Here is a 12239-nt window from a genome sequence, read left to right on the forward strand (position 1 = left end):
CGGCGCAACGAAATTTCCCGGTGCGCTAACGTGGCGGTGACAATCGGCACGGGAGGGTTCATGACGCAGGTGTTCGACATCGGCCCGGCGGTCCGGCGGCTGAAAGCCCTGGTGAGCGGGGTGCGGGAGGATCAGCTCGGGGCCCCGACGCCCTGCGCCAGTTATGCGATCGAAACACTGCTCGACCACATCCACGGCCTTTCACGGGGTTTCCAGGCCGCCGCGCGCAAGGACCTCGGGCCGCTGACCGCGGCCGCGCCGCAGCCGAGGGCGGGCGCGCTGGGGGACGACTGGCGCACCCGGATCCTCGCCGAGCTGGACGCGCTCGCCGAAGCCTGGCGCGCGCCCGAAGCGTGGGATGGGATGACCACGGCGGGCGGCGTGGAACTGCCGGGCGCGGTCGCGGGCCAGGTCGCGCTGAACGAACTGCTCGTGCACGGCTGGGACCTGGCGAAGGCGACCGGGCAGCCGTTCGAGGCCGATCCCGCGGAGGTCGAGGTGGCCACCGGCTTCGTCCGCATGATCGCGCCACCGGATCAGCCGCGTGATCCCGGTCTCTTCGGTCCCGTCGTGGAAGTGCCCGAAGACGCGAGCGCGCTGGAACAATTGCTCGGCCTGAGCGGGCGCGACCCGTCGTGGCGCGTTCCGGCCTGACCATTCGCGAGCTGGGCGGCGGCGAAAGCGAGTTTCTCCGGGTTGAGCACGTTCCGGATCTCGCTCAGCCGTCCCCCGGTGAATTCCGGCACCATGACCGCGATCAGCGCACCCGACTCGAACACCAGCAGCGCGGGTTCGCCGTTGACCGGTGCCACGGTGAATCCGGCGCTCGCCAGGCGCGGGTGCCGGGCCAGCCCGAGCAGGAAGCGCAGCACCTTGGCGCGGCCGGTGATCGGGCGGCGTGCGGCGCTGACCTTGCCGCCGCCGTCGGACCAGGCGACCACGTCCTCGGCGAGCAACCGCTCCAGCGTGGGCAGGTCACCCCGGTGCATGGCCGTGAGCAAGCGCTCCACGACCTCCTTGTGCACCGGGGCCTCGAACCGCTTGCGCGGCTCGCCGACGTGTTCGCGCGCACGCCGGTAGAGCTGTCGCGCGTTCGCTTCGGAGACGCCCAGGAGGCCGGCGATCTCCCGGTGGCTGTAGTCGAAGCCCTCGCGGAGCACGAAGGCCGCCCGTTCGGCCGGGGTGAGCCGCTCCAGCAGCACCAGCACGCCGAACCGGAGCGAGTCGAGCTGTTCGACTGTTTCCAACGGCCCCATCCCGGTGACCACCGGCTCGGGCAGCCAGGGGCCGGTGTAGCGCTCGCGGCGGGCGCGGGCGGAGGTGAGCCGGGTGAGGCAGAGGTTGGCGGCCACCCGGGTCAGCCAGGCCGCCGGGGTGGCCACGGGCCCGGCCTTCTCCCACCGGAGGTAGGCCTCCTGCACCACGTCCTCGGCCTCGGCGGCCTCGCCGAGCATCCGGTAGGCCAAGGAGAACAGGCGGGGCCGGGCGGCCTCGAACTGTTCCAGCGATCCAGCGGTCACGCCGTCCAGCTTGCCAGGATCCCGGCACGGTGAACCGGCACCGTTACGACACCCGGGGTGGGTCAATCACCAATCGTCCGCACCCGAAGGATGGTTCAGTAACCGAGCGTGACCGGGTGAGCGTGACCACAGGGTGGGATGGAGCGCTCAAATAGCCGCTACCGGTGCCCTGGGGCTTGCCGTAGCGTCCTCCGTCAGGTGTACACCGTCGCTTTTCCCGGCCCTTTCCTTCCCTGCCTTGGAGGCCGTTCGTGAGTCGACGTTCCCTGCGCACAATCCTGGCCCTGGTCGGTTCCGCCGCAGCCGCGGTCGCCGTCGCCAGCCCAGCTTCCGCCACTCAAGTGTCCACTTTGGATTCATCGGCCGAGCCGGCGGCGCTGGCCGCGGCCCAGGAGTCGCTGAGCCAGCGGCTCGGCGCGGCCTACGCGAGCTCCTGGATCGACAGCACCACCGGCAAGTTCGTCGTCGGCACCACCGACGCCGCGCGCGCCGCCGAGATCCGCTCGGCCGGCGCGGTGCCCAAGGTGGTCGAGAACAGCGCGGCGGAGCTCGCCGGCGTGCAATCCACTTTGGACAAGAGAGCGAACTCCGTGCCGGACTCGGTGACCGGCTGGTACGTGGACGTGACCACCAACGAAGTGGTGGTTTCGGTCCTGCACAACGACGCCGCCGGCGTCGCGTGGGCCAACGCGGCCGGTTCGGCGGTCCGGGTGGAGCCGACCACCCAGGCCAACCACCCGAAGTGGAACCTGATCGGCGGCCAGGCCATCTACTTCGGCGGCGGCCGCTGCTCGATCGGCTTCAACGCGCGCAACTCCTCGGGCACCCGGTACATCATCACCGCCGGGCACTGCACGGAGATCGGCGGCAACGTCACCGGCACCGGTGGCGCGATCGGCCCGGTGGCGGGGAGTTCCTTCCCCGGCAACGACTACGGCCGCATCCAGGTGACCAGCTCGGCCGCCGTGTCCACCCCGCTGGTGGACCGCTGGTCCAGCGGGTCGGACGTGACCGTGGCCGGTTCCACGGTCAGCCCGGTGGGCAGCCGCATCTGCCGCTCGGGTTCGACCACCGGCTGGCGCTGCGGCACCGTGGGCGCGTTCAACCAGACCGTCAACTACGGCGGCGGTGACATCGTCTACGGCCTGACCCGCACCAGCGCCTGCGCCGAGCCGGGCGACTCCGGCGGTTCCGTGGTCAGCGACCCCGGTTCCGGCACCCGCGTGCAGGCCCAGGGCATGACCTCGGGCGGCTCGGGCAACTGCTCGTCCGGTGGCACGACGTTCTTCCAGCCGGTCAACGAGGCGCTCAGCGCCTACGGCCTGACCCTCTACACCGGCTGACCCGTACTCGCGCCAGCTGATAGCAAAGGTGGCTTCCGGGGCGGATTCCGCTCCGGGAGCCACCTTCGTGTCAGAGCTTGCGCAGGCCTTCCAGGACGCGGTACATCAGGTCCAGGGCGGGGCGGCCGTTGTCGGCGACGGCGGTGGCGTGCACGGTGACCCGGCCCGCTTCGGCCAGGTCGCCGATCAGGACCTGTGCCACGCCGAGTGGAACGGAGAGCTGCGCGGCGATCTCGGCCACCGAGCGCGGCTGCAGGCAGAGGGAGAGCACCCGCGCGGACTCCGGCGTGGTGAACCCCGTCTGCCTCGGGTCCGCGGCGATCAGCGTCTCGATGGCCAGCTTCCGCCTGCTCCGGGTGCGCCCGCCGGTGAGGACGTACGGCCGCACCCGGACCCCGTCGTCCACCGGCAGCGGCGATTCCGGTGGCTGTGGCGGCTCCGGGGGCAGCGGTGGTGGCGGAGGGGGAGGTGGTGGAGGTGGTGGAGGTGGTGGCGGGGGTTCGGGCTCCGGTTCTGGTTCTGGCTCGCCGTACTTCTCCAGCGCGCTCGCGGACGGGAAACGGGCGCCCGAACGGCCGACCCGGTCCTGGCGGTGGCGCCGCTTCCGGCCGTCGCGGCCGGTGCTCGCGCTGTCGTCCCCGTCGTCCAGCTTCGCCCGCTGCCGGGCCGTCGGAAAGCGCGCGCCGGACAGGCCGACCGCCGGTTCGTCCGGGATCCGCTCGGGTTCACCCATTGCTCGTTCGACCGCCTAGTGCGCCTGCGGAATTTCGCGACAGTTTCGAAGGCGACCCATACTACTGCCGGAATCCGCCGTGTCACCCGCCCTTCGGGGGAATCAGCCGCCCGGTGCGGAGCGGCGTAATGGCGATCTCGGGGGTGGATGTTTCCGGGGTGTTTTCGATTTGATCGAGACCGGTAACACGGCCGAAACAAGGACGCACGATATTTCAGCTGCCGGGCCGCACCAGGCCGCTTTCGTAGGCGAAGACCACGGCGTGCACGCGATCCCGCAGTTCGAGCTTGGCCAGGACACGGCCGACGTGGGTTTTCACCGTGGTCTCCCCGATGTAGAGCTGTTCGGCGATCTCACCGTTGGACCGGCCGCGCGCGATCAGCCCCAGCACGTCCTTTTCCCGCTCGGTCAGGCGATCGAGCTTGGCGGCGTGCTCGGCGCCGCCTTCTTCGCCGAGGTAGCGGTCCAGCAGCCGCCGGGTCACCGAGGGGGAAACCATGGAGTCGCCACGCAGTACCCCGCGCATGGCCACCAGCATTTCGTCGGCGGGCGCGTCCTTCACCAGGAATCCGCTCGCCCCGGCCCGGAGCGCCGAATAGGCGTACTCGTCGAGGTCGAAGGTGGTGATGATCAGCACGCGCGTGTCCGGCAACGCGGCACAGATCTTCGCGGTCGCCTCGATCCCGTCCATCGTGGGCATCCGCACGTCCATCAGCACCAGTTCCGGGCGCAGCCGCAGCGCGGCCTCCACCGCGGCGGCACCGTCGGCGGCCTCCTCGGCGACCGCCAGGTCGGGCTGGCTGTCCACGATCATCCGGATGCCGACGCGCACCAGTTCCTGGTCGTCGCAGATGAGCACGCGCCCGGTCACGCGCCGACCACCAGCGTCGCGGCGACCCGGTAGCCGCCGTCTTCGGTGGCGCCGGTTTCCAGGGAACCGTGGTACATCTCCACCCGCTGGGCCATCCCGGCCAGGCCGCGCCCGGACGAGGGCAGCGCGGGTGCCGGTGCCGGTGCCGAGGTCCCGCCGGAGTTGGTCACCTCGATGCGGATCTCGCGGCGGTCGGCCGGTGGTCCGAAGTGGACGGACACCTGGCCGTCGGCGTCGGCGGGCGCGTGCTTGATCATGTTGGTCAGTGCCTCCTGCACGATCCGGTAGGCCTGGAGCGCGGCGCTCGCGGGCAGGCCGCTGTCGTCGCCGGTGACCTCGACGCCGATCGCCCGCCGCCCGTTGTCCGCCTGCGCCACCAGGTCCCGCAACTCGGCGGCGGTCGGCTGTGGCCGTCGCGCGTCCTCGCCGGCGTGCAGCACCTCCAGCAGGCGCCGGAGTTCGGCCAGCGCGTCGCGGCCGGTCCGGCTGATCGTTTCGAAGGTCCGGTCGACCGCCGAGGGATCCTGGTGGCGCATCAGTTTCGCGCCCTCGGCGTTGAGCACGATCACGCTGACGCCGTGCGCGAGCACGTCGTGCAGTTCGCGGGCGATGCTCGCGCGTTCCTCGGCCACCGCGGCCCTGGCCAGCGCGTGCCGCTCGTTCTCGGCCTGCGCGGTCCGCAGGGCAACCTCGCCGTCGAGCGCGTGGCGGGACCGCACGTACTCACCGAGCACCCACGCCGCCAGCTGCACCGCGAGCACGGTGAGGATCTGCATCGTCGGCCCGCCTTGCCCGTCGCCGCCCCAGGTGGTCTGCCAGGCCACGCGGAGCACCGCGCTCGCCAGGAACACCGCCGCGCCGAAGCGCCGGTGGCCCCGGACGGCGAGCGTGTACAACACGATGGCCATGGCGGCGTCGGTGCGCAGGCTGTCCTGCGCGAATCCTTCATCGGTGTACTGGATCAGCGCGATCACCAGCACGGCGAGCGCGGCGGCCCGCGGGTGGCGGCGCCGCAGGACCAGCGCGGCGATCAGCGCGCCGATCGGCAGCCACAGCAGTGCCATCGGCCAGCCGGGCGTCCGGGTGGGTGGGTAGAGGACGAAGACGGCGTACACCGGTAGGTCGAGCACCCACGGACGGGTGCGGATCCAGAGGCTCAGGCGATTCATGCACCGAACGTAACTCCGGTTCCTGCCCGGTCGCGTCCTCCCGCGGTACCCCGGCGGTCCTACCCCGGTCGGACCGGCCCGGTCGGGTCGACGGATGTGCGGCCACCCCGGCCGCTCCCAGCGTGAGCGGCATGTCGATCACCAGGGAATTCCTCCGCCACCCGCTGCTGACCGGGGCTGTGGCACCGAGTTCGCGGCGCCTCGCCGCGGCGATGACCAGGGGCCTCGGCCGGGGCACTGATGTCCTATGTGGACGAACCGGTCGACGTGGTGGTCTGCGGCCTGCCGTGGGTGTGCGGGCTGCTGATCACCGCGGAAACCGCGCTGCTGCCCGGGATCGTGCTGCCGACGCTGCTGATGGGGCGGGCTCGCCGAGCAGGGCACGCTGGACCTGCCGCTCGCGCCGGCCGTGGCGGTGACCGCCGCCGTGCTCGGGGCCCAGCTGGCGTACCTGGAAGGACGCCGCTGCGGTCTTCGCGCTTCGGCAGGCGAGTCGGCGACGCGCGCTGGAACCGGGCGGAGTCGTTCACCGCGGTACGGCCTGCCGGGCGTGATCGCCGGGCGCTTCCTGGCCGGGGCGCGCACCGTGGTGCCACGCGTGGCCGGTTCCACGACGAAGCCGTACCAGCGGTTCTCGGCCGGGAGCGCGTGCGCGGCGGTGGTGTGGGCAAGCGCGGAACTCCTCGCGGGCCACGCCGCCGCTTCTCTGACCTGGGCGCGCTGAGCTGCGACTTTCGGTGCGTCGTGCGTGAGTCCGAAGAGTTCCGGGGGTGGGGACGGGCAGCGTGGGGTCCATCGAAAGCCGATCGACGGACAAGGACAGCGAACATGACGAAGAACCCCACCCCGGTCACCTTCATCGGCCTCGGCCCGATGGGCCAGGCGATGGTGCGGGTGCTGCTCGAGGGCGGGCACCCGGTCACCGTGTGGAACCGCACAGCGAGCCGGGCCGACGGCGTGGTGGCCGCCGGGGCGAGCCGGGCCGGTAGTGTCGCGAGCGCGGTCGCCGAGAACGAACTCGTGATCCTCAGCCTCACCGACTACCAGGCGATGTACGACATCCTCGGCCCGGTGGGCGACGCGCTGCGGGGCCGCGTGGTGGTCAACCTCAGCTCCGACACGCCCACCCGCACCCGCGAGGCGGCGGACTGGCTGGCCGAGCGCGGCGCCGAGCTGATCGCCGGTGGCGTGATGGTGCCCGCCGAGTGGGTCGGGCAGGACGGCTCCTACGTCTTCTACAGCGGGCCGGAGGCGGCGTTCGAGCGGTTCCGCGAGCCGCTGGCGCTGATCGGCCGCACCGACTACCTGGGTGCCGACCACGCCCTGGCCCAGCTGTTCTACCAGGCACAGCTGGACATCTTCCTCACCTCGCTCTCGGCCTACCTGCACGCGAACGCGCTGCTGGAGGCACACGGGGTGACCGCGGAGAAGTTCTGGCCCTACGCCGAGAGCAACCTGAACAACATCGCGCCGATGATGGCCGAGGCGCCGAAGCACCTCGACACCGGCGACCACCCCGGCGACCAGGCCAACGCACTGATGATGAAGGCCACCGCCGACCACATCGTGCAGGCCAGCTACGAGGCCGGGATCGACACCGGCCTGCCGCGGGCGGTGAAGGACCAGTACGACCGGGCCGTCGCGGCCGGGGACGGCGACAAGAGCTGGACCAGCCTGTTCGAGCAGCTGCGCCGGCGCCGCTGAGCCGGTGATACTGGTGGGGTGACCGAACGCAAGCCGCCGGGGGTCGACTTCGAGAGCTGGGTGGACCGCCAGATCCGGACCGCGCAGGAACGCGGTGATTTCGACGACCTGCCCGGCACGGGGAAGCCGCTGCCCGGGCTGCGCGGACCCCGCGACGAGCACTGGTGGCTCAAGGACTACCTGCGCCGGGAAGGGGTCTCGGCCGGTGCGCTGCTCCCGGAGTCGCTCCTGCTGCGCAAGGAGCTGGAGCGGCTGCCGGAGGCGGTGCGCGAGCTGCGCACCGAGCACGAGGTCCGCGAACACGTGCGGGTGCTCAACCGCCGCATCGCCGAGTGGATGCGGATGCCCACCGGCCCGCGGGTGCCGGTGGGCCTGGCCGACGCCGACGAGGTGACCGAGCGGTGGCGGGCGGAGCGGGGGGCGGTCACGCCCGCCACCGAGCCGGAGGCCGTCGAGCCGCCGGTGCGCCGCGGCTGGTTCAGCAGGTCACGTCGACGTCGGCGCCGGACTTGAACGACACGTGCACGTGGTCGAAGTGGTTCGCGGTCTCGCCGCCGCGGTCCTCCATCATCGACCAGCCGCTGCCGTCGTTGTAGCGCTGCCGCCAGATCACGTAGGTGACGCCGAAGTCCTTGCGGTTCTGCAGGATGTAGTCGGCGATCTCGTTGCCTTCGGCGGTGCCCACCATGAAGTCCAGTGCGAGGCCTTCGGGGTGGTCGCTCGCGCCGGAGCGCCCGGCGGCGCCACCGATGTCGTCGACGCCGAACTTGGCCTTGATGTGGTTGCCGACCTGGGCGACGTGGGGCTTGGTGCCTTCCAGGGTGGTGCCGCACTTCTCGGGTTCGGGGGTCTTCTCCGAGGTGGTCTCCGGCGGCGGGGTGGTCGTGGTGGTGGTGGTCGACGACGGGGGCGGGGTGGTCGTCGTGGTCGTCGGGGCGGGCGGGGGACTGGTCAGCGCCGGGGCGGGGAGGGCGGGGGGTGGAGGCTGGACCGCGAGGGCGACCCCGTTCTGCGGGGACTCCCACGGGCCGCCGGTGAGCCACACCGGCACCACGAGCACGGCTGCCACGCCCGCGCCCAGGCCGGCCGGCATCTTCCACGACGCGACCTTCTTGCGATGTCGTCCTGACATTTCTGCTGCTCACTCACTGGTTCGGGGGTACCGGTGGGTAGCTCTGCGCCAGAGCCGACGGCAACATTACGAAACGGCTACGGCAGAGTCACGTCCGAGTGTCGAGCGCCACAAAATTGTTGAGCAACCCATTCGTGCTGTATACGTCTGCGCACGTAGAACGGTTTTCTGTGACGTACCGGCAACTCTCCGCGACCGCGACACGAATCGAACAGATGAGCGAATGTCGTCGATTTCGCGGGGTTCGGATGCGAACATGTGTTCGTGCGAACCGAGGCCACCATCCTGCACGCGGACCTGGACGCGTTCTACGCTTCCGTCGAGCAGCGCGACGACGCGAGCCTGCGCGGGCGGCCGGTGATCGTCGGCGGGGGCGTGGTGCTGGCGGCCAGTTACGAGGCCAAGGCGTGCGGGGTGCGCACCGCGATGGGCGGGTGGCAGGCGCGGGCGCTGTGCCCGGACGCGGTCGTGGTGCCGCCGCGGATGAAGGCCTATTCGGCGGCCAGCAAGGCGGTGTTCTCGGTCTTCCGGAACACCACGCCGCTGGTCGAGGGGATCTCCATCGACGAGGCCTTCCTGGACGTCGCCGGGCTGAAGCGGCTGCGCGGCGAGCCCGCTGACATCGCGGTGCGGCTGCGCGAGGACGTGCTGCGCGAGGTCGGCTTGCCGATCACCGTGGGCGTGGCCCGCACCAAGTTCCTCGCGAAGGTGGCCAGCGCGGTGGCCAAGCCGGACGGGCTGCTGGTGGTGCCGCCCGGCGGTGAGCTGGACTTCCTGCACCCGCTGCCGGTGGAGCGGCTCTGGGGTGTCGGCCGGGTGACCGCCGAGCGGCTGCATTCGCGCGGCATCACCACCGTCGCGCAGGTCGCGGACCTGGCCGAGGGGCGGCTGGTGTCCATGCTCGGCCGGGCGGCGGGGCACCACCTGCACGCGCTGGCGCACAACCGCGACCCGCGCCCGGTGCGCGTCGGCAAGCGACGCGGGTCGATCGGGTCCCAGCGCGCGCTCGGCAGGCGCCCGCGCACCGCCGAGGACCTCGACGCCATCCTGCTCGGCATCGTCGACCGGCTCGGCCGCCGCCTGCGGGCGGCGCACCGGGTGTGCCGGACGGTGGTGCTGCGGTTGCGGTTCGCCGACAGTTCGCGGGCCACGCGCTCGCACACGCTGCCGGAGCCGACCGCCAGTACGCAGGTGGTGCTGTCCACGGCCAGGGATCTACTGGCGGGTTCGATGCCGATCATCGAGAAGCAGGGGATCACGCTGCTGGGCCTGTCACTGGCGAACCTGGACGACGAGAACGCGATCCAGCTGACCCTGCCGTTCGGCAAGGCCCCGGAAGGCTCCCTGGACGCCACCCTCGACGACCTGCGGGAACGCTACGGCGCCGCCGCGGTGACGCGGGCGGTGCTACTGGGGACGGACCAGGGGGTGCAGGTACCGCTACTACCGGACTGACGCAGATACCGCTTCCGCGGCGGCTGGTTGGGAGCGGCGCTCTCGGTGGCGCTGTTCGTCGAGGCCGAGGCCCGGTGCTGCCGGTGTGGCTCGGGCCGGGCGTTCCCGCTGGCCGGTTGGCGACTGCGGTGAGGCGGGGTGCCCCGTGGGGCTCAGCGCCAGGAACCCCGCTCCTGGTGGAGGTGGCTGCGCAGTATCGGGAAGGTGGCTGCGGGGGTGGGAGGCGGTGGCTTGATCGCTGGACGAGCGGCCGGGCCGGTGCTGGCTGGGTTGAGGTGGCGGTGATGTGGTGATGGCGCCGGGCGAGCGGCCGGGGCGGGTGGGGTAGCGGGAGTCGTGCGTGCGTTGTCGGGGTGGGTGGTGGCCTGGGCCGTAGGGTGGGCTGTCATGGCGCGGTGGGGCGAGTGGTGGCGGGTCACCCGCTACACCTTGTTCACCGGGGCCGTCCCGCAGGCCGAGGTGTCCAAGTCGGTGGCGTTGCGCCGGTTGCGGGTGGTGATCTACTGCGCCGTCGGGATCTGGGCCGCGTTCGTCGCCGCGCTCACGGCGCCGCCGTCGGTGGCGGGGACGCCGCTGGTCCTCCTGCTCGCGCTCCTGGTGCCGGCCCCGGCGCTCGTCGCCGTCCGGTCGCCGTTGTGGGCTTGGCGGCTGGCGCTGGTGCTGATCGCGATCACCCCGCTGGTGCACCCCGGCTCGGTCCGCCAGTGGGGCTGGGCCTGGTCCCCGGGTCTGGCACTGGTCACCGCGCTGGTGCTCTACGTCGTGGCCGAGAGCCACACCCAGGCCGTCGTCGCCCGCGTCGCCGTGGTGACCGCCGCCTTCCTGCCGTTGCACGTCGGCGACTGGCGCAACTGGCTGATGCTGGTCGTGCTGATGACCGTCCTCCTGGTCCTCGGCAACACCGTCCGCCAGCGCCGGATCGCCGAACGCCAGCGCGCCGCGTCGGCGACCAGGAACGCCGTGTTCGCCGAACGTGCCCGCATCGCCCGCGAACTGCACGACGTGGTCGCCCACCACATGTCGGTCCTCGCCCTGCGCACCGACTCCGCGCGCTTCCGCTTCTCCGGACTGTCCGAAGACGTCCGGACCGAATTCGCCGAACTCAACGAGACCGCCCGCGAGGGCATGGTCGAGATGCGCCGCCTGCTCGGGGTGCTGCGGGCGGAAGGGGCCGATGCCGAACCGACCGCGCCCCAGCCCACCGCCGCCCAGATCGCCGAGCTGGCCGAACGGGTCCGCTCGCTCGGCATGGACTGCGAACTCGACGTGCGCGGCGAGTTCGACGACCTGCCCGCCGGGGTGGCGTTGTCGGTCTACCGGATCGTCCAGGAAGCGCTGAGCAACGCCGCCCGGCACGCGACCGGCAGCCGGGTCGTGGTCGAACTGGCTGCCCACGGCGACGCGGTCGGGGTCACCGTGCGGAACTCCGCCGGCGGTGGCGTGCCCGAGCGCGGCGGTCCGGGGCACGGCCTGCTCGGCATGCGTGAGAGGGTCGCCATGCTGGGCGGCACGCTGGAGGCGGGCGCGACCGGCGACGGCGGGTTCCGGGTGGCCGCGCGGCTGCCGGTGGGGGAGCGGGAGGGCGGCGAGGCTTGATCACCGTGGTCGTGGCCGATGACCAGACGATGGTCCGGCAGAGTTTCCGGGCGGCGCTCGACGCGCAGGACGACCTGCGCGTGCTCGGCGAGGCGGCCGATGGCGCCGCCGCCGTCGAGCTCTGCGCGCGGCTGCGGCCGGACGTCGTGCTGATGGACGTCCGCATGCCGGTCATGGACGGGCTGGAGGCCACGCGCCACGTCCTCGCCGGCCCCGACCCGGCGTCGAAGGTGCTCATGCTGACCACCTTCGACATCGACGAATACGTCTACGGCGCGCTGCGGGCCGGGGCCAGCGGGTTCCTGCTCAAGGACGCGCCGCTGGACGACCTGGTCACCGCGGTCCGCGTGATCGCCGCGGGCAACGCGTTGTTCGCGCCCTCGGTGACCCAGCGGCTGGTGCGGGAGTTCACCGCGCGCGGCCCGGCGCTCGAAGCGGGCACGCGGGTCGGCGGGCTGACCGAGCGCGAGACCGAGGTGCTCCGGCTGGTCGCGAAAGGACTGTCCAATGTGGAGATCGCGGCCGAGCTGGTGATCGCCGAGCAGACGGCGAAGACCCACGTCAGCCGAGTCTTCGCCAAGCTCGGTGTGCGCGACCGCGCTCAGGCGGTGATCGCCGCGTACGAAGCGGGCGTGGTGGTACCCGGGTAGTACGCGCGCGCCGGGACGGTACCGGGGGAGCAGCCGGGAAACCCCTCCCCAGCCGGACGATCGCGG

Annotated in this window: 13 protein-coding genes and 1 pseudogene; 9 read left to right on the plus strand and 5 right to left on the minus strand. The window is 72.0% G+C overall.

What is annotated here, in order from left to right; genetic code table 11:
• Window positions 1-60: 60 nt before the first annotated feature.
• Window positions 61-654: a TIGR03086 family metal-binding protein gene (locus tag JOM49_RS22835; RefSeq protein WP_209666281.1), complete on the plus strand. Its 594-nt coding sequence runs from the start codon at window positions 61-63 to the stop codon at window positions 652-654.
• Here JOM49_RS22835 and sigJ read toward each other — a convergent pair.
• The gene (gene sigJ / locus JOM49_RS22840) at window positions 537-1520 is read right to left on the minus strand and encodes an RNA polymerase sigma factor SigJ (protein ID WP_209666282.1); all 984 of its coding nucleotides are present in this window, start codon (window positions 1518-1520) and stop codon (window positions 537-539) included. The two genes, JOM49_RS22835 and sigJ, sit on opposite strands and share 118 nt — an antisense overlap.
• 251 nt (window positions 1521-1771) lie before the next feature.
• Here sigJ and JOM49_RS22845 point away from each other — a divergent pair, with 251 nt between their 5' ends.
• A complete protein-coding gene (locus JOM49_RS22845) occupies window positions 1772-2863 on the plus strand; it encodes a S1 family peptidase (protein WP_209666283.1) in 1092 nt (363 codons plus the stop codon).
• Window positions 2864-2933: 70 nt separating this feature from the next.
• Here the strand turns inward: JOM49_RS22845 and JOM49_RS22850 are convergent, their stop codons facing one another.
• The 3 genes from JOM49_RS22850 to JOM49_RS22860 all read right to left on the minus strand — a co-directional run bounded on the left by JOM49_RS22850 (window position 2934) and on the right by JOM49_RS22860 (window position 5636).
• Entirely contained in the window at window positions 2934-3596 is a 663-nt protein-coding gene (locus tag JOM49_RS22850; protein ID WP_209666284.1) for a DUF742 domain-containing protein, read from the minus strand.
• A gap of 214 nt (window positions 3597-3810) precedes the next feature.
• The gene (locus tag JOM49_RS22855) at window positions 3811-4467 is read right to left on the minus strand and encodes a response regulator (RefSeq protein WP_209666285.1); all 657 of its coding nucleotides are present in this window, start codon (window positions 4465-4467) and stop codon (window positions 3811-3813) included.
• A complete protein-coding gene (locus JOM49_RS22860) occupies window positions 4464-5636 on the minus strand; it encodes a sensor histidine kinase (RefSeq protein ID WP_209666286.1) in 1173 nt (390 codons plus the stop codon). Before JOM49_RS22860 ends, JOM49_RS22855 begins: the two co-directional genes overlap by 4 nt.
• Window positions 5637-5767: 131 nt before the next feature.
• Here JOM49_RS22860 and JOM49_RS44405 point away from each other — a divergent pair.
• From JOM49_RS44405 to JOM49_RS22875, 4 genes and pseudogenes are all read left to right on the plus strand, one after another.
• Window positions 5768-5866, plus strand: a pseudogene (locus tag JOM49_RS44405) (methyltransferase); the annotation flags it as partial.
• A gap of 179 nt (window positions 5867-6045) precedes the next feature.
• On the plus strand, window positions 6046-6360 hold the full coding sequence (locus JOM49_RS43220; RefSeq protein WP_308158843.1) for a DedA family protein: 315 nt from the start codon (window positions 6046-6048) through the stop codon (window positions 6358-6360).
• 104 nt (window positions 6361-6464) lie between these two features.
• Window positions 6465-7340, plus strand: coding sequence for an NAD(P)-dependent oxidoreductase (locus JOM49_RS22870; protein WP_209666287.1), 876 nt, complete (start codon window positions 6465-6467; stop codon window positions 7338-7340).
• A gap of 18 nt (window positions 7341-7358) precedes the next feature.
• On the plus strand, window positions 7359-7853 hold the full coding sequence (locus tag JOM49_RS22875; protein ID WP_209666288.1) for a DnaJ family domain-containing protein: 495 nt from the start codon (window positions 7359-7361) through the stop codon (window positions 7851-7853).
• Here the strand turns inward: JOM49_RS22875 and JOM49_RS22880 are convergent.
• A complete protein-coding gene (locus JOM49_RS22880) occupies window positions 7819-8472 on the minus strand; it encodes a VldE C-terminal domain-containing protein (RefSeq protein ID WP_209666289.1) in 654 nt (217 codons plus the stop codon). The genes JOM49_RS22875 and JOM49_RS22880 overlap by 35 nt on opposite strands.
• A 258-nt stretch (window positions 8473-8730) precedes the next feature.
• Between JOM49_RS22880 and dinB the strand changes: the two genes are divergently transcribed.
• From dinB to JOM49_RS22895, 3 genes are all read left to right on the plus strand, one after another.
• Window positions 8731-9927, plus strand: a complete 1197-nt coding sequence (gene dinB, locus JOM49_RS22885; protein ID WP_209666290.1) for a DNA polymerase IV — start codon at window positions 8731-8733, stop codon at window positions 9925-9927.
• Window positions 9928-10314: 387 nt separating this feature from the next.
• Window positions 10315-11523, plus strand: a complete 1209-nt coding sequence (locus JOM49_RS22890) for a sensor histidine kinase (protein ID WP_209666291.1) — start codon at window positions 10315-10317, stop codon at window positions 11521-11523.
• A complete protein-coding gene (locus tag JOM49_RS22895; protein WP_209666292.1) occupies window positions 11520-12173 on the plus strand; it encodes a response regulator in 654 nt (217 codons plus the stop codon). The genes JOM49_RS22890 and JOM49_RS22895 overlap by 4 nt, the downstream gene beginning before the upstream one ends.
• The last annotated feature ends 66 nt before the right edge of the window (window positions 12174-12239 follow it).

The sequence above is a fragment of the Amycolatopsis magusensis genome (assembly GCF_017875555.1).
Classification (GTDB): domain Bacteria; phylum Actinomycetota; class Actinomycetes; order Mycobacteriales; family Pseudonocardiaceae; genus Amycolatopsis; species Amycolatopsis magusensis.

Coding starts and splice junctions, on each gene's coding strand:
- JOM49_RS22835 (WP_209666281.1), top strand. CDS start 61: ATGACGCAGGTGTTCGACATCGGCCCGGCGGTCCGGCGGCTGAAAGCC.
- JOM49_RS22850 (WP_209666284.1), bottom strand. CDS start 3,596: ATGGGTGAACCCGAGCGGATCCCGGACGAACCGGCGGTCGGCCTGTCC.
- JOM49_RS22860 (WP_209666286.1), bottom strand. CDS start 5,636: ATGAATCGCCTGAGCCTCTGGATCCGCACCCGTCCGTGGGTGCTCGAC.
- JOM49_RS22870 (WP_209666287.1), top strand. CDS start 6,465: ATGACGAAGAACCCCACCCCGGTCACCTTCATCGGCCTCGGCCCGATG.
- JOM49_RS22880 (WP_209666289.1), bottom strand. CDS start 8,472: ATGTCAGGACGACATCGCAAGAAGGTCGCGTCGTGGAAGATGCCGGCC.
- JOM49_RS22890 (WP_209666291.1), top strand. CDS start 10,315: ATGGCGCGGTGGGGCGAGTGGTGGCGGGTCACCCGCTACACCTTGTTC.